The sequence below is a fragment of the Gynuella sp. genome, from assembly GCF_050297175.1.
Classification (GTDB): Bacteria; Pseudomonadota; Gammaproteobacteria; order Pseudomonadales; family Natronospirillaceae; genus Gynuella.
The window spans coordinates 44971-64265 of record NZ_JBNKSF010000043.1 but is presented as its reverse complement, the minus strand read 5'-3'; the positions used below and the strand labels follow the sequence as shown (position 1 = coordinate 64265).

At 48.1% G+C, this 19295-nt stretch carries 19 protein-coding genes; 14 read left to right on the top strand and 5 right to left on the bottom strand.

Annotated features, from left to right (window positions below; translation table 11 throughout):
• The first annotated feature begins 176 nt into the window (after nt 1-176).
• The 3 genes from ACQY6I_RS18215 (at nt 177) to ACQY6I_RS18205 (ending at nt 2451) form a co-directional block, all read left to right on the top strand.
• Entirely contained in the window at nt 177-1394 is a 1218-nt protein-coding gene (locus ACQY6I_RS18215; protein WP_428242936.1) for an aldose 1-epimerase family protein, read from the top strand.
• 232 nt (nt 1395-1626) lie between these two features.
• Complete coding sequence (locus ACQY6I_RS18210; protein ID WP_428242935.1) at nt 1627-1989, top strand: hypothetical protein; 363 nt, start codon at nt 1627-1629, stop codon at nt 1987-1989.
• A 9-nt stretch (nt 1990-1998) separates the two neighbouring features.
• Nucleotides 1999-2451 (top strand): hypothetical protein, encoded by a 453-nt coding sequence (locus ACQY6I_RS18205; protein WP_428242934.1) that lies wholly within the window; start codon nt 1999-2001, stop codon nt 2449-2451.
• Nucleotides 2452-2802: 351 nt separating this feature from the next.
• On the opposite strand, the gene ACQY6I_RS18200 is transcribed toward ACQY6I_RS18205, so the two are convergent.
• Nucleotides 2803-3297: a hypothetical protein gene (locus ACQY6I_RS18200; RefSeq protein ID WP_428242933.1), complete on the bottom strand. Its 495-nt coding sequence runs from the start codon at nt 3295-3297 to the stop codon at nt 2803-2805.
• 141 nt (nt 3298-3438) lie between these two features.
• A complete protein-coding gene (puuE, locus tag ACQY6I_RS18195; protein WP_428242932.1) occupies nt 3439-4350 on the bottom strand; it encodes an allantoinase PuuE in 912 nt (303 codons plus the stop codon).
• Nucleotides 4351-4605: 255 nt separating this feature from the next.
• On the opposite strand from puuE, the gene xdhA reads away from it, so the two are divergent.
• From xdhA to ACQY6I_RS18140, 11 genes are all read left to right on the top strand, one after another.
• Nucleotides 4606-6018, top strand: a complete 1413-nt coding sequence (xdhA, locus tag ACQY6I_RS18190) for a xanthine dehydrogenase small subunit (protein ID WP_428242931.1) — start codon at nt 4606-4608, stop codon at nt 6016-6018.
• Nucleotides 6011-8353, top strand: a complete 2343-nt coding sequence (gene xdhB, locus ACQY6I_RS18185) for a xanthine dehydrogenase molybdopterin binding subunit (RefSeq protein ID WP_428242930.1) — start codon at nt 6011-6013, stop codon at nt 8351-8353. The genes xdhA and xdhB overlap by 8 nt, the downstream gene beginning before the upstream one ends.
• Entirely contained in the window at nt 8346-9236 is an 891-nt protein-coding gene (xdhC, locus tag ACQY6I_RS18180) for a xanthine dehydrogenase accessory protein XdhC (protein ID WP_428242929.1), read from the top strand. Before xdhB ends, xdhC begins: the two co-directional genes overlap by 8 nt.
• Nucleotides 9223-9723, top strand: coding sequence for a 2-oxo-4-hydroxy-4-carboxy-5-ureidoimidazoline decarboxylase (uraD, locus tag ACQY6I_RS18175; RefSeq protein WP_428242928.1), 501 nt, complete (start codon nt 9223-9225; stop codon nt 9721-9723). Before xdhC ends, uraD begins: the two co-directional genes overlap by 14 nt.
• Nucleotides 9724-9730: 7 nt before the next feature.
• Entirely contained in the window at nt 9731-10057 is a 327-nt protein-coding gene (gene uraH / locus ACQY6I_RS18170) for a hydroxyisourate hydrolase (RefSeq protein ID WP_428242927.1), read from the top strand.
• Nucleotides 10029-11345: a guanine deaminase gene (guaD, locus tag ACQY6I_RS18165; protein WP_428242926.1), complete on the top strand. Its 1317-nt coding sequence runs from the start codon at nt 10029-10031 to the stop codon at nt 11343-11345. Before uraH ends, guaD begins: the two co-directional genes overlap by 29 nt.
• A 14-nt stretch (nt 11346-11359) precedes the next feature.
• A complete protein-coding gene (locus ACQY6I_RS18160) occupies nt 11360-12535 on the top strand; it encodes a urate hydroxylase PuuD (RefSeq protein WP_428242925.1) in 1176 nt (391 codons plus the stop codon).
• Nucleotides 12536-12744: 209 nt separating this feature from the next.
• A complete protein-coding gene (locus ACQY6I_RS18155) occupies nt 12745-13200 on the top strand; it encodes a protein tyrosine phosphatase family protein (RefSeq protein ID WP_428242924.1) in 456 nt (151 codons plus the stop codon).
• A 96-nt stretch (nt 13201-13296) separates the two neighbouring features.
• Nucleotides 13297-13671, top strand: a complete 375-nt coding sequence (locus tag ACQY6I_RS18150; RefSeq protein ID WP_428242923.1) for a hypothetical protein — start codon at nt 13297-13299, stop codon at nt 13669-13671.
• Between the two features lie 264 nt (nt 13672-13935).
• Nucleotides 13936-16068, top strand: coding sequence for a rhamnogalacturonan lyase (locus ACQY6I_RS18145; RefSeq protein WP_428242922.1), 2133 nt, complete (start codon nt 13936-13938; stop codon nt 16066-16068).
• Nucleotides 16069-16202: 134 nt separating this feature from the next.
• Nucleotides 16203-16517: a YebG family protein gene (locus tag ACQY6I_RS18140; protein ID WP_428242921.1), complete on the top strand. Its 315-nt coding sequence runs from the start codon at nt 16203-16205 to the stop codon at nt 16515-16517.
• 6 nt (nt 16518-16523) lie between these two features.
• Here ACQY6I_RS18140 and ACQY6I_RS18135 read toward each other — a convergent pair whose 3' ends face one another.
• The 3 genes from ACQY6I_RS18135 to ACQY6I_RS18125 all read right to left on the bottom strand — a co-directional run bounded on the left by ACQY6I_RS18135 (nt 16524) and on the right by ACQY6I_RS18125 (nt 19153).
• On the bottom strand, nt 16524-17354 hold the full coding sequence (locus ACQY6I_RS18135; RefSeq protein WP_428242920.1) for a mechanosensitive ion channel family protein: 831 nt from the start codon (nt 17352-17354) through the stop codon (nt 16524-16526).
• A gap of 552 nt (nt 17355-17906) precedes the next feature.
• Complete coding sequence (locus tag ACQY6I_RS18130) at nt 17907-18374, bottom strand: threonine/serine exporter family protein (protein WP_428242919.1); 468 nt, start codon at nt 18372-18374, stop codon at nt 17907-17909.
• Nucleotides 18374-19153: a threonine/serine ThrE exporter family protein gene (locus ACQY6I_RS18125; protein WP_428242918.1), complete on the bottom strand. Its 780-nt coding sequence runs from the start codon at nt 19151-19153 to the stop codon at nt 18374-18376. Before ACQY6I_RS18125 ends, ACQY6I_RS18130 begins: the two co-directional genes overlap by 1 nt.
• Nucleotides 19154-19295: the final 142 nt, after the last annotated feature.

The window sequence follows — 19295 nt, the reverse complement described above, 5'->3', positions numbered from 1 at the left end:
TTTTCTCTGGATGTTCTGCTGAACTGCGTATAGCACCTGCACAGATCATTGCATGATGGCAAACGTATTCCCTCCTTCTAATTATTTGATTCGGTTCTTGTTTTTTAGCGGCTGACTCTATATAAAATTTTTGCTGAAACGTTTCACCAACAAAACCAATAACCTGAGACAAATATATGAATATGACCACCGCATTGCTGACAATGATGGTCACAGCAGCATTACCTGTGACTGCCACTGCGGCGAAAAACATTGTGTTAACCGATACCGAAAACAACATCGAGATCTCTGACTGGAGTGTCGAAAACCGTAGTCTGGGGATGTCCGGAGCGCCGGAATTTATGGTCAGCAAAAAGACTCTCCATGGTGGCAAACAAGAGGGCAGTACGCTCGTTACTGTGCAGACCGACAATCTGAAAGTGACGTTGATTCCAACCCGGGGGATGGATATTTATGAAATTGTCAGCGGCGATGTTCGTCTGGGCTGGAATTCCCCGGTTGATGAGATTGTTCATCCGGCTTACATGAATCTGGATATGCGAGGCGGCCTTGGTTGGCTCGACGGTTTTAATGAAATGATGGTACGTTGTGGGTTCGAGTGGACCGGTCATCCCGGAGAAGAGAATGGCCGGTTAATGAGCCTGCATGGCCGGGCAGGTAATACCCCAGCCTCTAAAGTCATGGTGAGCATTGATGAAACGGCACCTTATGCCATCCACGTCAAAGGGCTGATTAAGGAAAACACATTTAAATTCAGCAATCTGGAAACCTGGACAACCTTAACCGTTGTACCTGGTGAAACAACTGTCAAAGTACATGACGAGCTAACCAACCTCAGTGACTATGATCGTGATTATCAGATCATTTATCACAGCAATTTCGGAGCTCCGATTTTGGAGCAGGGCGCCAAAGTGGAAGTTGCGGTAAAAGAAATTTCACCTTTCAATGACTATGCCGTCAATGGTCTGCAGGATTGGCAAACCTATCTGGGACCCACCAAAAATTTTGATGAAATGGTTTTCAATCTGGTGCCGTATGCTGATGATCAGGGGATGACCACAGTACTGTTGCACAACCGTAAAGGTGATCAGGGGGTAGCGGTAAAATACGATACCCGACAATTACCAGTGCTAACCTTATGGAAAAACACGGATACGGTGAAACAGGGCTATGTAACCGGTATTGAACCCGGTACCAGTTATGCATATCCACGGCAGATCGAACGTGAACAGGGACGGGTGAAAACGTTGGCTGGTGGAGCAATGCAAAGTTTCGACCTGGAGTATCATGTGTTGACCAGCAGCTCATCTGTTAAGCGTGTTCGCCAGGAAATCAAAAAAATACAAGGTAAAAAAGAGATAACCCTCATCTCACAACCCATGGCTGTTGAATAGCCGGTCGGGTTAGTGTATCAGCGGTAAGTATCTGCTTTAGGGGGCACATATTTGCCGCTCTCATCAAAATGTATGAGTTCATGTCCCCCCATATCTCACCTATCATCATTGCCTCTTATCTCTTTGTTTTTTAACACGAATATATACGAATCGACTGATTGAAAACCTGTAAAACACTGACGGCATAAAAACTGCCTTTGATGTGATGTCTCAAGCACAGGAGAGATCTCAAATGAATATTTCAAACGGCATGATGGATATTTTCTTTGGCTACAACATGCGTGTAGGGGATGTCCAGGGAGCAAAAGAAGGTATTACTCAATTTCAGCAACTTGCTGATTCTGCAGACACTCCTGAGCAGCGTGAGCGTTATTCAAATGCGGTCAGTAAGTTGAAAACAGAGATTCTGCCAATGCTGGAAAAAGATCTTGGTCAGCTGGGGTCACAACTGGGGCTCTCAACCGATCTGATTGGTCATACAATTTCTGTCGATGATTTGAAAGGCCTGTCGTTGGGTTTGCAGCAAGACAGCGAGGGAAAGCTCGGATTTTTCGATGGTTACCAACCTGGTAACTATTTTTCTAAAAATACTTAAGGAGTATGTATGTTCAAAAAAACGTTAATAGGATTGGGAGCGTTACTGCTGGCGACCAATGTATTGGCTGAAGTCAATGTCACTGTTCACAATACCTCAAGATACGATATCGAACTGACCAGTAAGGAAGTTGAAGTATCCACTTATGCCCCTGATCCTGCATTGACGATTGATGCTGGTCAGAGAGACCTTTTTCAGACCTATAGTCTATTTCCTACGGTGGCCACAATTGTTGACCTGGAATACACGTTCACAGACAGCTACTCCGCTCCAGACTGCCATTTCAGATTTGTGGTATTGAAAGATGCCCGGACGGGTGCATTTCTGCCTCAGCCCATTATTGCTGAAAATGAAGGTGGTTCTTATCGGGATCGTGCAGTGTGTTCCGGTACTGTTGACGGTTTTAACCTTGATACAGGTCGAGCAACGGTAACGTTTAAAATGGATCGCCGGAAGTTCTGACGCTAGTGTCGTGTCTCAAATAAAACGCATATTGTAATGGGCCGCCGAATTCACTTCGCAACTCTACGTTAAGTTCAGCAAACGGCGTCCCACTCTTCGAGAAGTCCTCAAGATGCCCACCGCTTCGTTCCAGCGCTTGACAGAGGAATGACCATTGCCTGTGAGCTGCGCCTCGCTCTGAACATCTTTTAATATAGGTTTTATTCTCTGAAGGCTTTCATGGTGTTCAGTTTGCAGAACTGGATACGAAAGCCTTGTTAACTTTTAGGTGTTAGATGATATTTAAAAGAGCCGTGTTGATACTCAACCTGTAGGTTATATACGGATATTTCCCTAACTGGTATTGGCCGGTCATGTTAACCCATTTAATCGCCTGACCCGGTTCATTCTGCGCAATATTTTTTGAGGATTCTTAAAGTGATATTCCTCGACTTCCACATAGATCTGATCCGTTGCTGAAAAAACACTCTGCAAAGCTACCAACCGGCCATTACCTTCATAGGCAATGTATTGGTTGTCTGGCTGCTTGACGACTTTGATGCCGGAGACGGATGGTAAGTAACTCGCCAGTCGCTCCCGGGTGAAGATTTTGTCCTGCATCAGTTCGTGTCTGGCTGCCTGTAAGATCTGGATACGCTTTTGGGTTTCTGCAATGGCGTTTTCCCGATCGATGACGTGGATTTGCTGGATTGAAAATAATGGTATCTGTACAAACGACGAGTGAGTCCGCTTACGGTGGATGTCGAGCACGGCCTTAGCCAGCAGCGCATCCTTCTTATTCAGATCTTTAAATTCTGTGCGTTTTTTTAATAGATAGCGGATGAACTTGCGGATGGTTTCCAGCATGAGGGCAGGTGGTTCCCGAACAGGTGACGTAACTATGCTAATGGTTAGCTTAGAGACAGGCAACATCGGCCTAGCCTGAAAAAGGCCGATGTCTCATTTACCTATTCTGATACCAGTGGAGGTACAAACCCGCTGGACTGATTACTCTTCCGGCCTGCCGAATTCATCCACCCAGTGGCGGGCAATCTGCTCCCGCGTGGCAAACCAGACCTGGCTGTAACCTTGAACATATTCCACAAATTGCTTCAGTGCGGCGAACCGTGCCGGGCGACCGACAATGCGGTTGTGCAGCCCAATGCTCAGCATTCTGGGTGTAGTTTTGCCTTCTTCATACAGTACATCAAAAGCATCCTTGAGGTAGTTGAAGAACTGTTCACCACTGTTGAAGCCCTGAGGTGTGGCGAAACGCATATCGTTGGTATCCAAAGTATACGGCACCATCAGCAGAGGATTGCGGTAGTTCCTATCCCAATACGGTAAATCGTCGGCATATGAGTCTGCACAGTATAAAAATTCGTTGCGTTCTGCCGCAATTTTCAGGGTATAGGGACTGGTTCGGCCGGTGTACCAGCCAGCGGGTTTTTTGCCGGTCAGTTGCTGATGAATGTCAATGGCTTTTTCCATGTGTTCGATTTCATCGGCTTCACTGAAATGTTGATAGTGGATCCAGCGATAGCCGTGGCTGGCGATTTCCCAGTCGGCTTTGAGCATGGCCTCGACGGCCTGAGGGTTTCGTTGCATGGCCATACTGACAGCGAAGACAGTCACTGGAATCTGTTTCTCGGTAAACAGCCTGTGCAAGCGCCAGAAGCCGGCTCGGCTGCCATATTCGTAAATGCTTTCCATGCTTAAGTGCCGGGTTTTGTAGGCTTCCGCGCCAACGATTTCACTGAGGAAGCGTTCGGAATATTCGTCTCCATGCAATTGACAGTTTTCCCCGCCTTCTTCGTAGTTGATCACAAACTGTATGGCGATTCTGGCACCACCGGGCCAGTTGGCATTGGGTGGAGTGGCGCCATAGCCAATCAGGTCGCGTGGATAGTTGTCTAACATAATAAGAGTCCTTTAAGTGAACGGATCATTTCAATTTCTCAGCAAGTTGCTGACCAATAAGTCAGTGACTTCTGGGTTGCTGCAGTCTGATACATAAAAAATTTGACCAATTGGTCAAAAAAGGAAATGATTTTGCATGCTTTGTTCCGACACATAAATAAGCTTGATAAGAATTATTGACCGGATATAACACTATAATTATCACCGTCTGTAGCGGGCAGTTGAGGCGTTATCCGGGTTTCTGAGAGAGAGAACATGCTAAGTTTTACCCTCAATAATAAATTGGTGGAGATTGATGGTGTTAAACCGGATACCACCATTCTGGAACTTTTGCGCACCAAACTTGGGCAAACCGGAGCCAAGGAAGGGTGTGGTTCGGGCGATTGTGGTGCATGCACCGTCGTACTGGCATCTGAGAGTGGATTTCGCACGATTAACAGTTGTATTTCCCTGGCTGCACAACTTCAGGGACGACATTTGATCACTGTCGAGGGGCTACAGGCAGCCGACGGCACTCTGCACCCGGTTCAGCAGGCGATGGTCGAGCATCACGGCAGTCAGTGCGGTTTTTGTACCCCAGGGTTTGTTATGTCGTTGTTTGCACTGTACCAGCAGCGCCGGGAGGCACATTCCGATCCGATTACCAGAGCAGATGTTGAGCAGGCACTGGCTGGTAATCTTTGCCGCTGTACGGGTTATGAGCCGATTATCCAGGCAGCCATGCATGCTTGTGATGCGCCTGGGCATGATATAGAAGCTCAGGTGTTTGAGACTCCTGCCTCGAATCAGCGCAAGTCCCAGGTGGATGGCTATTGGCAGCCTGAAAGTCGTGATCAGTTGAGGGCAATAAGCCAGGCCTATCCGGAGGCGCGTTTTGTTGCCGGAGCAACGGATTTGGGGGTGGAAATCACCCAGCGATTGCTGCCAGTTCCGGCACTGATTGATTTGACCGAGGTTAAAGAGTTGGGCCAGTGGCATCAGGATGAACATGCACTGACAGTCGGAGCGGCCGTTCGCTTGAGTCAGCTGCACAATTTGATGTTACCGGAATGGCCCGAGCTGGCAGAGTTGTTTGAGCGTCTGGGTTCGACACCGATCCGTCATCAGGGAACCATTGGCGGTAACCTCGGAACTGCCAGCCCGATTGGCGACTGTGCACCTTGGTTGATGGCCCTTGGAGCATCGGTTGTGGTCAGTAATGGTGATCGAACATTCGGTTACTCAGTTAATGATTTTTTTACGGGTTATCGTCAGACCCGACTTGAAGCCGGACAGTGGATTGATCATGTTGTGATTCCGCGACGCCGACCCGGTCAGTTGTTCCGTACTTATAAAATCTCCAAACGTTTTGATGATGATATTTCAACGGTTTGCGTCAGTTGGCTGGTCGAGCTGGATGATGGCAGGATTGTCACTGCCCGTTGCGGCCTTGGTGGCGTGGCTGCGACACCGGTATTGATGGATTTGTCGCAGCAGCTGGCAGGATACGAATGGCAACAGCGGGACACGCTTGAGCAGATCAAGCAGGCATTGTCGGCGAATGTGAGTCCCATGTCTGATGTTCGTGCCAGTGCGGATTATCGGTTGGCGCTACTGCCGGCGCTGACTGAACGGTTCTGGCTGGAAACCACGACGGCGGTGGTCACGAGGGTGATCAATCATGCGTAAACTGATCGATTTAAAAGCCCCGGGAACCGCCCAAACGGTTACAACCCCCCACCGTCATGAAAGTGCACGTCAGCATGTCAGCGGGCAGGCCGCCTACATCGATGATGTGCGAACCCGTGCAGATTGTTTGCATGCTTATGTGGTAAAAGGTCCGGCCACTGTAGGGACGTTGACTCAATTGGATTTAGCCGGCGTGAGTACTGCACCAGGAGTCGTTCGGGTGTTTACCAGTGCGGACATTCCGGGCCATAAGGACATAGGCGCTATTTTTCCGGGTGATATTTTGCTGGCTGAAACCGTCATTGAATATCCGTTACAGCCGGTTGCCGTGGTGGTTGCGGAAACTCATGAGCAGGCGCGCCGAGCGGCGGCTTTGGTGCGTTGTGAGGTGCAAGCCCGCAAACCGGTTCTGACGGCGGAACAGGCCCATGCGCAAGACTATTTTGTGCGTCCTAAGCATGAGCAGAGCCATGGTAATGTCAGTGCTCAATATGCTCAGGTTTCGCACACTCTGGAAGGAACACTGACGATCGGTGGTCAGGAGCACTTCTATCTGGAAAGCCAGGCTGCCCTGGTCGAACCGATGGAAAACGATTGTCTGTTGGTACACAGTTCCACGCAACATCCGTCCGAAGTTCAGAAAGTGGTTTCTGAGGTGTTGAATTTGCCGCTGCATCGTATCACCGTAGAAACGCGGCGAATGGGTGGTGGTTTTGGTGGTAAAGAATCTCAGGCGGCACCTTATGCCTGTCTCGCGGCGCTGGCAGCCTATTTTCTAAAAAGAGCCATTAAGATACGGTTGGCCCGCAGTGATGACATGCAGTTAACCGGCAAACGTCATGCGTTTGTGAACCATTATAAAATCGGCTTTGATGCTGACGGCCGAATCCTGGCCAGTCAATTCGAAATTAACGGCTTATGCGGCTATACCCCTGACTTGTCCGATGCCATCGTCGATCGAGCTATGTTTCATGCAGATAATGCATATTACCTTGGAGCGGCGCATGTCATCGGTCACCGGTTGAAAACCGATACCGTCAGTCACACGGCGTTTCGCGGTTTTGGTGGACCTCAGGGAATGCTGGCCATCGAACATGCATTGGATAGTATTGCCTGTCGCCTGGGCAAAGATCCACTGGATATCAGACTGTTAAATCTATATGGCGCCGAAGGCCGTCAGGACAATCTGAAAACGCATTATGGCATGCAGATCGAAGGTTTCTGGTTGGCGGAAATTATAGACCGACTGGCACAGAATTGTGAGTATCGTAACCGCAAAGCTGAATTCCGAGCCTTCAACCAGAGCAGTCCGATCATTAAAAAAGGCCTGGCGTTAACACCTGTTAAGTTTGGTATTTCGTTCACCGCCAAACATTTGAACCAGGCCGGCGCACTGATTCACATCTATACCGACGGCAGTATTCAGGTCAATCATGGTGGTACTGAAATGGGCCAGGGCCTTCATACTAAAATCGGTACTATCGTTGCGCGTGAATTTGGTGTCGATATTGACCGGATACTGGTTACCCCGACGCGCACGGACAAAGTTCCAAATACCTCTCCAACGGCCGCCTCCAGTGGTACAGATCTGAACGGTATGGCAGCTAAACACGCGGCAGTGCAGATTAAAGAGCGGTTGCAGCAACATCTGGCAGAAAAGTATCAGGTGTCGGCAGATCATATTGTGTTTGCCGATAATCAAGTCTCAGGGCCTGGTTTCAGTCTCGCATTTGATGCGCTGATTCAGGAAGCTTATTTCGCCAGAGTGAATTTATCTGCCAATGGTTTCTATCAGACTCCGAAAATAGGTTATGACCATGAAAAAGGTCAGGGCCGGCCGTTTTTCTATTTTTCCCAGGGTGCTGCGTGTGCTGAGGTCTGGGTGGATACCTTGACCGGTGAATACAAAGTACATCGTGTGGATATCCTTCATGACGTTGGAGAGTCTCTGAATCCCGATATTGATCGGGGCCAGATCAGTGGTGGTTTTATTCAGGGGATGGGCTGGCTGACCACCGAGGAACTGGTGTGGAATGACCAGGGTGCCTTACTCAGCAATTCGCCGATGAACTACAAAATACCGGCTATCAGTGACACTCCGGAAATTTTTAATATCGATTTGTTTCAGCGACCGAATAATGAAGCCACCATATATCATTCAAAGGCCGTTGGCGAACCGCCGTTTATGCTACCCATGTGTGTTTGGTCTGCTATTCGTGATGCCATCAGTAGTCTTAGCCAATATCAACATAGTCCGCATCTCGATACCCCGGCCACTACTGAGCGGGTGTTTATGGCCATTCAGGCGATGAAGCAGGCGGTGGTGAATGAATAAAGGTAATTGGATAACTGCCTTGACTGAAACTGAGCGTAAAGGCATGCCTGCGGTATTGGTGACTATCCTGCAGGTGGTTGGTTCCAGCCCTCGGGATGGTGGTACCAAGATGGTAATCACCGATTGCGAAGCGTTTGATACCATCGGTGGAGGTCATTTGGAATGGCAGGTGGTTGAACAGGCACGGCAGATGCTGCTGGCAAAAACATCGGAGCAGCAGATTGTCGAGTACAATCTCGCTGCCGATCTGGGACAATGTTGTGGTGGGGCAGTGCGGGTTTTGTTTGAACCCTTGCGGGTGGATGTGCCGCTATTGTCAGTGTTTGGTGCCGGTCATGTTGCTCAGGCATTAATGCCACTATTGGAGCCATTGCCGCTTGCCATTCGCTGGCTGGACGGTCGCACTGATCAACTGTATCAGAACACCAGTACCCGGGCGGAACTGGTACTGACGGATGATCCCGTGAACGAATTGATTCTCACTGCGACTCGTCATTGGGTCCTGGTACTGACACATAATCATCAACTGGATTACCAATTGGTTGAACAGGCATTGAAACAAGGCAACGTCGAATACCTGGGGGTTATCGGTTCGCAGACCAAGGCCCGACGTTTTCGTCAGCGACTTGAGCACCGTGGCTATTCACAACAGGACATCAAACGCATGATTTGCCCTGTTGGCGTGCAACAGATTCCAGGTAAGAAGCCCTATGAGGTTGCGATCTCCATTGTGGCTCAATTACTGCAACTGTTGAATGGAGAGATTCCAATGGAATCTGAATACGCCAGATCCGAAACTGCGGTTTCCAGATCTGCCAAGACAACCCATTCCAAGCAGTGGAAGGAAGATAAAATCTGGATGACAGGTCATGACAATCAGTGAGATTAATTCACTCGGTAACGAAGCATTAAGCAAACTATTCACCCAGTGCTGTGCCGCTCAGCGCTGGGTTGATCTGATGGTGGAAGGTGTACCCTATCAGGATGCGGATGATATAAAAAACCGGGCTGTCAGTTACTGGCAGCAAATGAACGAAGATGACTGGATGGAAGCATTTACCGCTCATCCCATGATTGGGGATGTACAGTCACTGCGGGAAAAATATGCCGATACATTGTCACTGGCGACCAACGAGCAGTCCTCTACCCATGGCGCTGCTGATCACGTTTTGAAACAACTGGCGACTTACAATAAAAAGTATCTGGATAAGTTTGGTTTTATATTTATTGTGTTTGCCAGTAATAAAACGGCCGAACAGATGCTGGATCTGCTGTTAAAACGGATTCATAACAACCGGGATGTTGAATTGAAGAATGCTGCCGATGAGCAGCTTAAAATTACTCTGTTAAGAATTGAAAAATTATTATGAGGTACAAGTGAGCAGTCTTTCGACTCATATTCTGGATACGACTGCCGGTATACCGGCAGCCGGTGTCGAATTAACATTGTTACGGTCAGAAGGAAATACTGTTTTGGCCAAAGGCGCTACCAATGAGGATGGCAGATTTTCTGACTGGCATCTGGATGCTTTGCCACCCGGGGATTATTGTCTTCGGTTTGATGTTGCAGACTATCTGACCACAAAGTATGGCCGGAGTTTCTTTCCCCACGTGGATATCCACTTTTGCATTGATGAAGAACGTCATTATCATGTGCCGTTATTGATCAGTCCGTATGGCTACAGTACGTATCGAGGTAGTTGAGTTGCAACTGATTAAAGCACGTGTATTACACTTTCCCAGATCAACTGGTAATCCTGAGCAGGAGTTCGAGTATTTTGCGACAGGAGCACTCGTGGTCGACGGACAAAAAATCAAAGCTGTTGGTCCGGAAGAAGTGTTGAGTCGACAGTTTCCTGAAGCTCAGGTGATAGATAAGCGTCATTGCCTGTTGGTCCCCGGACTCATTGATTCCCATAATCATTTTCCACAGACGGAAATCATAGCCTCGTTTGGTGAGCAGTTGTTGCAGTGGCTGGAGAACTTTACTTTTCCAACCGAGCAGAAGTTTGCCAGTTATGAATATGCACGGAAAATAGCAGATATTTATCTACAACAGTTGTTTCAGCATGGAACTACAACTGCACTGGCATATTGTACGGTTCATCCACAGTCTGCAGATGCATTGTTTGACGCTGCCAGTGAGCATAATATGCAAATAGTGGCAGGCAAAGTCTGTATGGATCGAAATTGTCCGGATTACTTAAAGGATGATGCTAAGTCTGCGTATCAGGATAGCCGTGACCTGATCGAAAAGTGGCATAAGCAGGGACGTAATCTGTATGCCATTACACCTCGGTTTGCACCCACCAGCACAGAAGAGCAGATGACGCTGCTAGGGCAGTTGGCTGCAGAATTCCCCGATACTTTTATCCAGAGTCACGTATCGGAAAATACCGATGAGATTGCCTGGATTAAAAGCCTTTATCCAAAAGATAAAGATTATCTGGGCGTCTACGAGCGCTTTGGTTTAGTGCGTGAACGGGCCGTGTACGGCCATGGTATTCACCTGAAAAAACGGGAATGGAAAACCCTGGCAAAAAGCGGGTCTGTGATTGCGTTCTGTCCAAGTTCCAACCTGTTTCTTGGATCGGGTTTGTACGATATGTCTGCCGCGATCAGTTATCGCGTGAGTACTGCGCTGGCATCTGATATCGGTGGTGGTACCAGTATCAGTATGCTAACCACTCAGGCCGATGGGTATAAGGTCTGCGCGTTGAATCATTATTCTTTGCAGGCAATGCGTGGTCTGTATCTGATGACCCAGGGGCCGGCTTCCAGTTATCGACTTGAGCACCAGATTGGTAACCTGAACCCGGACACCTATGCTGACTTTGTCTGTTTTGATCTGGACAGTAATGAGTTGCTGAGAACCCGATTGCAAAACGGTAAAGGTCACGCGGCTGACATCTGGTTTGCGTTAACGTTTCTGGCCGGGGAAGGTTGTGTAGACAGTACCTGGGTTGCCGGGGCTCCGGTATTTGAGAAATAGGATATCAATAAACTATGGCTGAATTTTCTGATTGGATCGCTTTATTTTTACGCTGGTTTCATGTCATTGCCGGTATTGCCTGGATTGGATCCTCATTTTATTTTGTCTGGCTCGATAACAGTTTGGAAGAGCCACCAGAGTGGAAGAAACAAAAGGGTATTAAAGGTGACCTGTGGTCTATCCATGGTGGCGGTTTTTATGAAATCGCCAAATACCAGGTCGGTCCGGAGAAAATGCCTGAAAATCTGCACTGGTTTAAATGGGAGGCTTACACCACATTTATCACCGGATCCCTGTTGTTGATCTGGTTATATTACTTTCAGGCCAGTGCTTATATGGTTGATCCTCAGGTGATGGAGTTAACCGGTGGTACAGCGGTTGGGTTATCCCTGTTATTGATCTTTAGCGGCTGGGCCATATACGAAGTTTTGTGTTGTACACCGCTGGTTCGCAACGGTTTGTTGTTTTTGTCAGTACTACTGGTGATCGGTACGGTCTACGCATGGTTGTTTACGCACTTCTTTTCAGGTCGTGCGGCATACATTCAGATGGGTGCTATGATCGGTATGATTATGGCCGTCAATGTCATGATCAGAATTATCCCCGGTCAAAAGAAAATGGTTGCTCAGGTGGCTGCAGGTGAAGCGGTTGATCCGCAACCAGGCCTGATCGGCAAACAGCGTTCTGTACACAATAATTATTTTACCCTGCCACTCATCTTCATGATGATCAGCAATCATTATCCGATGACGTATCAACACGAATACAACTGGTTGGTATTGATGGCCATCGTGGTAATTACCATCTGGACCAGACACTATTTTAATTTAAAACATCAGGGACGGAGTAAACCGGTGATTCTGGTGACAGCTGCGCTGGCATTTGTGGTACTTGCATTCCTGGTGTCTTATAAGCCGGCGACGGCATCCACTGGTACGGAAAATGTCAGCTTTAGTCAGGTTCAGCAGATTATAAATGATCGTTGTACTGCATGTCATAGCCGCAAACCAACCGATGAACTGTTTCCTGTGGCTCCGTTGGGAATGATGTTTAATGATAAAAAAGACATTGAACGACATTGGGATAGAATTGTTGCCAGGGCAACAGTTAGTAAAGATATGCCATTTAATAACCGAACTCATATGACAGAAGAAGAGCGAAAAATATTAGCCCAATGGCAGCCTGAATAAACTTTGCCGTGAGAAAAGTGGTGGTAAAACCACTTTTCAAAACTGGTAGAATCTACCGCTGATTTCCTTTTCTAACAATATAAAAAAGCGACTTTTTTGGGCTAGAAATACGGCTTAGAAATCTGTTCGTTTTCATTGTACGATTTCTCCTGATCACTCTGTTTTATCCGTTTCTTTTTTTTAAAAACAGCACCAGTGACAGGAGCTTTATGCTGGACTCAATTAAAAATTTCATTCAGTTAACGCCAGAATTTGCCACCAGTGGTCAACCCACTGCCGATGAATTCACGGCGATTGCTGCCGAGGGTTTTCGTCATGTAGTCAATCTGGCCATGCCGGATCATCCTCAGGCGCTTGCAGATGAAGGAGCTCTGGTCACCCGATTGGGAATGAATTATATCCATATTCCCGTGGCATTTGATCAACCCCGAAAAGATCAGGTCCGGATGTTTTGCCAGGTATTACAGCTCATACGGCACGAAAAAGTGTTTGTCCACTGTATGATGAATTATCGGGTGTCGGCATTTATGTTTCACTATTTAACCAAAGTTGAACACAGTACTGAGCAGGTCGCACGGTCACCTATTTTTGAGCAATGGAATCCCGATGAGGTTTGGAAAGAGTTGTTATCCTGGAGTGCGGAAGATATTGGTCTTAGCCGTTAATTGAGAACGGCTGTCGTGACGACCGGTGGCATGATCTCCGTCTGATGTTCTTGTATACTCCCCGCCCTTCTCACTCTTTCGTACCGGGATCTTAGTATGCGTGCTCTTATCGTCAGTTTTTTTAGCTCGGCGGCGGGGTTGTTGTGTTATTTGGTGGCTGAATATGGGGTACGGCATTATTCCCTTGGTGACACACCATTATATGATCGGATGTCCAGATGGACGTTTTTTTTTAGATCTACCCGTAGCCCTTCTGGTGAAGCTGAGATGTTGGCGGCCATATCTCCTTTGGTTTATGAGCAGCGTATTATTATGACACTGATTGTGTCTGCCATTGTCTTGGGTATATGGGCTTTTGGTATGGCTTTGCTGGCCGGTAAATTAACTGTAGAACGTAGTCTTGCCTCGCGCGCTGTATTGTTGTCGCTGATAACAGTCGTGCTCCCTGTCTATCTTTTATACCAGTGGTGACCAATCCCAAAAAACCGAGTTTGTCGCTGTCATCGTCGCTCTGTTACAGATGTTTCAGGTTATCTTATTTTTGGTTTTAAGACGGATAGCCCCTTTCTCTTATAAAACCTTTACTGTTCTGGATATTGCGGGTGGGAATGGCACTGCGGTTAATAGTATCCTGGTGACAGCTCTGCTGAATCGCCTTTGTCCTATTGCCATGTATGGTTCTGTGTTTCAGCGTTGGTTGTATTCGTACAATAACAACATTAGGAATTTTTAATCATGCTTCATATAAATATTAACAATGTCATTCGCGGCATTACCTGCGCGGGTATGCTAGCGGTTGGATCGCATGCACTGGCGGCATATGATGTGGAAAAACTGGACCGTGGTGTCGTGGCGGTTGCACAGAACGGTTCTGTCTTTTTGAGTTGGCGATGGCTTGGTGATGAAATCGACAACACCGGTTATAACATTTATCGTGATGGCGTTCGGATCAACAGTTCGCCGATAACGAATAAAACCAATTATGTTGATTATAGTGGTAACGTCTGGAATCGTTACACCATAACGGCTGTGGTCAATGGTATGGAGCAACAGCCATCACCGGCTACCACACCATGGAACGATATCGCCCTTCGCATTCCATTGCAGCGTCCCAGCGGTGGTACCACCCCAGATGGTCGTTACTACACTTATACACCCAACGATGCATCCGTTGCGGATCTCGATGGCGATGGCCAGTACGAGATCATCCTCAAATGGGACCCTTCCAACAGCAAAGACAATTCCCAGAAAGGCTATACCGGTAACGTTTATATTGATGCCTATGAACTGGATGGTACCCGACTCTGGCGGATCGATCTTGGTCGAAATATTCGCGCTGGAGCACACTATACCCAGTTTATTGCTTATGATCTGGATAGTGATGGAAAAGCCGAGGTTGCCATGCGAACCAGCGATGGCAGTGTTGATGGGACCGGGGCAGTGATTGGTAATCGCTATGCTGATTATCGGAACTCCAATGGTTATGTGCTTAGCGGTCCCGAGTACCTCACCATTTTTGACGGATCTACCGGGCGTATGCTTGCCAAAACCAACTATGTGCCGGCGCGGGGCAATGTTTCCTCATGGGGTGACAGTTACGGTAACCGGGTGGATCGGTTCCTTGCCGGCCTAGCCTGGCTGGATGGCGAGAAGCCCAGTTTGATCATGGCAAGAGGCTACTATACCCGTGCTGTGGTGGCAGCGTGGGACTGGCGCAATGGTCAGTTGCGACAGCGCTGGGTGGCCGATTCAAACCAAGGTATGGGAGGGCTGGCTGGACAAGGCGCTCACAGTCTTAGCGTTGCGGATGTCGATAATGATGGTCGTCAGGAAATTATTTATGGTGCAGCCACGCTGGATGATAATGGCAGTCTGATGTATTCCACCCGGCTGGGCCATGGTGATGCCCTGCATGTTTCTGATTTGCGGCCGGATTATCCGGGGCTGGAAGTTTACATGGTGCATGAAACGCCCTCGATGTATGGCAATCACGGTTCAGAAATGCATAACGCCGCCACCGGTGAAATCATCTGGGGAGTCTCGGGTGAACGTGCTGATGTCGGTCGTGGAGTGGCCATGGACATCGACCCCCGTTATCCCGGTTACGAAGCCTGGGCCAGTCGTGGTGGTCTGCGTTCTTCCAGTGGCAACCTGATTACCAACTCGCGCCCTTCTGCCATGAACTTTGGTGTCTATTGGGATGGTGATCTGGGACGGGAGTTGCTGGATGGCACCACGATCAGCAAATGGAATTACTACAACTCGTCTATGTCGACGTTGCTGGCCGCCGGAAACTGGTCAGTGTCTTCCAACAATTCTACCAAAGCCACACCGGTACTCTCTGCAGACATTCTTGGGGACTGGCGTGAAGAAGTCATCTGGCGGGCGAACAGTGGCGATGCCTTGTTGTTGTTTACCAGTACTCATGAGTCGCCTTATCGGCTACGAACACTGATGCATGATCCTCAGTATCGTGCAGCAGTGGCCTGGCAGAACGTGGGTTATAATCAACCTCCGCACCCAGGATTCTTTCTCGGTTATGACATGGTGCAACCCCCAATGCTGGCGTTAAATCCGGTATCGGTTCAGGCACCATCGGTGGAACTGTTCAGCAGTGTCTACAACGGTGCTGTCAGTTTGAGCTGGAACATTCATAATGCCAATATCCGCGGTCTTGAGGTCTATCGTGATACCGATTCGAACCCGTCCGGCAGAACCCGGATCGGTATCGTATCTGCCAGCACCCGAAACTTCACGGATACGACTGCTGAGCGGGGTAGAACCTATTATTACTGGATTAAAATGACCGAGCAGGACGGCACCGTTACCAACTCCAACGGTGCTCGGGTTGTTGTGCCTCGCTTTTAGTCATGCTGCTGCCATGGTCGTTGGTAATCTGCAGTCGTAAAGGTTCCTGATATCGTTCCAATTGATGCTTGACCGGATATCTGTATAAATATACAGTTGTTCGGTCTGAACGGTTTAACCAGGAGTGAAGATTTATGGCAGTGGTGACTTTATTTATGTCTGATCGTGATGAAAGCAGAACATTTACCAGTAAGAAAGAAGCAGATGCCTATGACAAGATGTTGGAACTTGCCGAAGGCATCAGTCATTTTGTGGGGCGTGAAATCGACGGATTGAGTGAACGACAATCTGAGGATATCGGTATTCTGCTCGCACGCCATGCTGAACTTCTGGCCGCTGCGATGAAAGGAAAGACCAGCGTCCTGTTCGAACCGCTGGCACAGGAGGAAGACTCTTCAGAGGAAAAAAAGGCAGAGTCTTCCAGTCATCTTAGTGCGGTGGGTGAATAATCACTCTCATTGTATTTCAGTGGCAAACAGGCGTTTTAATATCGCCTGTTCCTGCTCCAGACGGGCTTCAGCCCGACACGGAAACGTGACCACAAATTTATGCTTGGCACCGTCGTTGGTGGTAAACCTGACTTTTGGCAGAGCATCCTGCTGAATCAGACGTTTACCACGAATCTGAGCCAGAAATTTGGGGTTCTCCTGCTGAAAAGAACTCCAGTATTCTTCCAGAATTGTGCTCAGGAGGTTGTGGTAAATATTTACCTGCCGGGCGTTTGGCTCCAGATAAACATTAAAGCTATGAATCATATATGGCCGGATAAACGAATGATTGGTAATTCCGGCGCTTAAAAACAGACTGTTGGGAATGATCAGCGTTTTACCGGTTGCTGAATAAAAATCCGGTTCCAGTTCCTTCAATGTGGTGGTTAGAAAATTCTGGTCCACGACATATCCAAGATAATCCCCTGACTCAATAATATCGCCGATGGAAAATGGTCGGCTGCTCATGCGCAGAATCGTGCCACTGAAACATAAAATCAGTTCTTTGGTGGCAATGACGATGGCCACGGCAAATGCCGTCAGTGACAGTGCAAAGGTTTGAATCTGAGGTGCCCAGATCAGTACCAGACTGATAACCAGTACAAGATAGGAGGTGTTTTTGACGATGTTGGTCCAACGCAGTTTTAACTCATCAGACAATTTTTCCTGGTGCTTGATCTGCCGGTGCAGAACCCAGCGGAATAGCGCGAGTGCCAGGATCAGAGTAATAGTGGCGGGAATTCCTCTGCTTGCCACGACATCGATAAAATGAACACTTGCCTCAATAATTCTGTTCATGATTCTTGGTATTAAATCCTTTAAAAGCTCAAAAAAGGGTGGATAAGGTTGCCCGATATAGTCTGAACGCGCTCATAACAGAAACACCAGTCTCTGATGATTGTCCGATGACATACGACCCAATAGGGATTTGTAACGGGTGAATAACTTACAGTTTAGACATCATTGTCTGAAATGCTGCGTCGTTACTATCACTGCGCTTATCACAATGGGACTTGAAGACCTTGTCGATGGTTGGCTAAGTCACGTCGTGGGTCAGTAAAATGACATTATGTGAGCGATGTCTAAAAAACAATGTCAGCAAGTTTGCATCTTGCCCTCAGAGCGAATGACTTTGTTGTTATAGTTATGATGTTTACTGAAATGTCAGAGTCAGGAGTTTGCGGTGCAAAAATTTTTGTCCGATGCGAAGCGCTGAAAACAATGATGGTGGGAGTTATGGGGTATGGCCAATGTTTCTGATGAATCACTACCGGCGTCAGTCATTTTCTTCAAAGCACTTCTCAAGACAGGCCTATCCCTGGTCTGTCCTTCACATCGTTGTACTCGAACTCAAATCAACGGTTTGCGCCGGTAAAACAGCAGGCTTGGCATAGCCAGACCGATGGCCAGCGCGGCGATGATAGATATGCCTTTGATAAAGTTCTCGGCAAAAATTTTCCAGATTTCCAGAGAAAAACCGCGATGGTTGATTTCTACAATGGCAATCATGGCTTTGTATACGTAAACGCCCGGCACCATTGGAATCATTGCTGCCACGGTAAATACCTTGGGTGATACATTCAATCGCTGCGACCAGTAAACCCCGATCAGGCCGACGCTGGATGCAGCCGTAAAGGTCGCCCACTCAACCTGCATGCCACCCTGGGTTAGCAACAGCATGCGCAGCCCGTGTCCAAGTGCCCCCCCGAGGGCGCAATATGCCAGATACTTGGGAGGCACATTAAACACCATAGCAAAGCCAACGGCTGGAATCGAAGCAAAAAACATATCGTTTGCCAGTGCAATCAGGATATTCATCAAACCCATCCCCAGACTCCCAGTAATGTTGTGGCAGCAATAATACCGATACAAGTTGCCAGACTCAGAAGGCTGGCAAATACCCAACGTGCGATGCCCATGTTGACATAACCTTTGACCATATCCGATACCGAGTTAATCAATGGAAAACCCGGCACCAGCATCAACACCGAACTCGCCATGGCCAGAAACGGATGATTGCCAATTTCGTAGATTTCTGCCTGAGCGGCAATGAGTGTGGTAACAAATGACGTCACACCAAAGTTCATGAGTGGATTGAAATGACGTTGAGCGATTTCCTGGCGTACAAACATGCCCACACCGGAAGCCAGAAAGGTCCAGCCGAACAATAACCAGTCGCCGCCGGCAAGGCGGCAGAATGACGCACAGGACAGGCCGATCATGAGTACGACCAGCCAGCGGTTGTGTTTGTAAGGCTCGATGGAATGAAGTCGCTTTCTGACCTCAGCTGCATCGATCGTACTGTTTTCGGTATCGATAACCACCTTTTGTACTTCACTGACAATATGCATATTGATGCCTCTGTCCGGGCAACGGCGTGCAGTCGTAATGCAATAGTCATTTGCCAGAGTGGTAACAACCATTGAACTGGCCGAAAGAGATACCTCCACACTATCGAGACCGAGAGCTTCTCCCAAACGACAGCACAGGCTACCAACCATCTGACTTTCCGCACCATGTTGCAGCAACATCTGACCGGTCTTGATGACAAGGCGCGACATTTCGCGCTGATACTCTTCACTAATCGAGGTGGACATCTTCTGTACCTTAAAATGCTGGCAGTGTGGATTCAGGGGAGTAAACAATCATATAAAGGATACTGTCAATGATTCCCGCTCAGATAGGGGGACGATAACAGAAAACTGCAAATACCTATCTGCCAGGAACCGTTGATATTCA

What these genes read in the sequence shown, in the direction of transcription:
- ACQY6I_RS18215 (WP_428242936.1), top strand. Translation starts at nt 177, where the DNA reads ATGAATATGACCACCGCATTGCTGACAATGATGGTCACAGCAGCATTA.
- ACQY6I_RS18210 (WP_428242935.1), top strand. Translation starts at nt 1,627, where the DNA reads ATGAATATTTCAAACGGCATGATGGATATTTTCTTTGGCTACAACATG.
- ACQY6I_RS18205 (WP_428242934.1), top strand. Translation starts at nt 1,999, where the DNA reads ATGTTCAAAAAAACGTTAATAGGATTGGGAGCGTTACTGCTGGCGACC.
- ACQY6I_RS18200 (WP_428242933.1), bottom strand. Translation starts at nt 3,297, where the DNA reads ATGCTGGAAACCATCCGCAAGTTCATCCGCTATCTATTAAAAAAACGC.
- puuE (WP_428242932.1), bottom strand. Translation starts at nt 4,350, where the DNA reads ATGTTAGACAACTATCCACGCGACCTGATTGGCTATGGCGCCACTCCA.
- xdhA (WP_428242931.1), top strand. Translation starts at nt 4,606, where the DNA reads ATGCTAAGTTTTACCCTCAATAATAAATTGGTGGAGATTGATGGTGTT.
- xdhB (WP_428242930.1), top strand. Translation starts at nt 6,011, where the DNA reads ATGCGTAAACTGATCGATTTAAAAGCCCCGGGAACCGCCCAAACGGTT.
- xdhC (WP_428242929.1), top strand. Translation starts at nt 8,346, where the DNA reads ATGAATAAAGGTAATTGGATAACTGCCTTGACTGAAACTGAGCGTAAA.
- uraD (WP_428242928.1), top strand. Translation starts at nt 9,223, where the DNA reads ATGACAATCAGTGAGATTAATTCACTCGGTAACGAAGCATTAAGCAAA.
- guaD (WP_428242926.1), top strand. Translation starts at nt 10,029, where the DNA reads ATGGCTACAGTACGTATCGAGGTAGTTGAGTTGCAACTGATTAAAGCA.
- ACQY6I_RS18160 (WP_428242925.1), top strand. Translation starts at nt 11,360, where the DNA reads ATGGCTGAATTTTCTGATTGGATCGCTTTATTTTTACGCTGGTTTCAT.
- ACQY6I_RS18155 (WP_428242924.1), top strand. Translation starts at nt 12,745, where the DNA reads ATGCTGGACTCAATTAAAAATTTCATTCAGTTAACGCCAGAATTTGCC.
- ACQY6I_RS18150 (WP_428242923.1), top strand. Translation starts at nt 13,297, where the DNA reads ATGCGTGCTCTTATCGTCAGTTTTTTTAGCTCGGCGGCGGGGTTGTTG.
- ACQY6I_RS18145 (WP_428242922.1), top strand. Translation starts at nt 13,936, where the DNA reads ATGCTTCATATAAATATTAACAATGTCATTCGCGGCATTACCTGCGCG.
- ACQY6I_RS18140 (WP_428242921.1), top strand. Translation starts at nt 16,203, where the DNA reads ATGGCAGTGGTGACTTTATTTATGTCTGATCGTGATGAAAGCAGAACA.
- ACQY6I_RS18135 (WP_428242920.1), bottom strand. Translation starts at nt 17,354, where the DNA reads ATGAACAGAATTATTGAGGCAAGTGTTCATTTTATCGATGTCGTGGCA.
- ACQY6I_RS18130 (WP_428242919.1), bottom strand. Translation starts at nt 18,374, where the DNA reads ATGAATATCCTGATTGCACTGGCAAACGATATGTTTTTTGCTTCGATT.
- ACQY6I_RS18125 (WP_428242918.1), bottom strand. Translation starts at nt 19,153, where the DNA reads ATGTCCACCTCGATTAGTGAAGAGTATCAGCGCGAAATGTCGCGCCTT.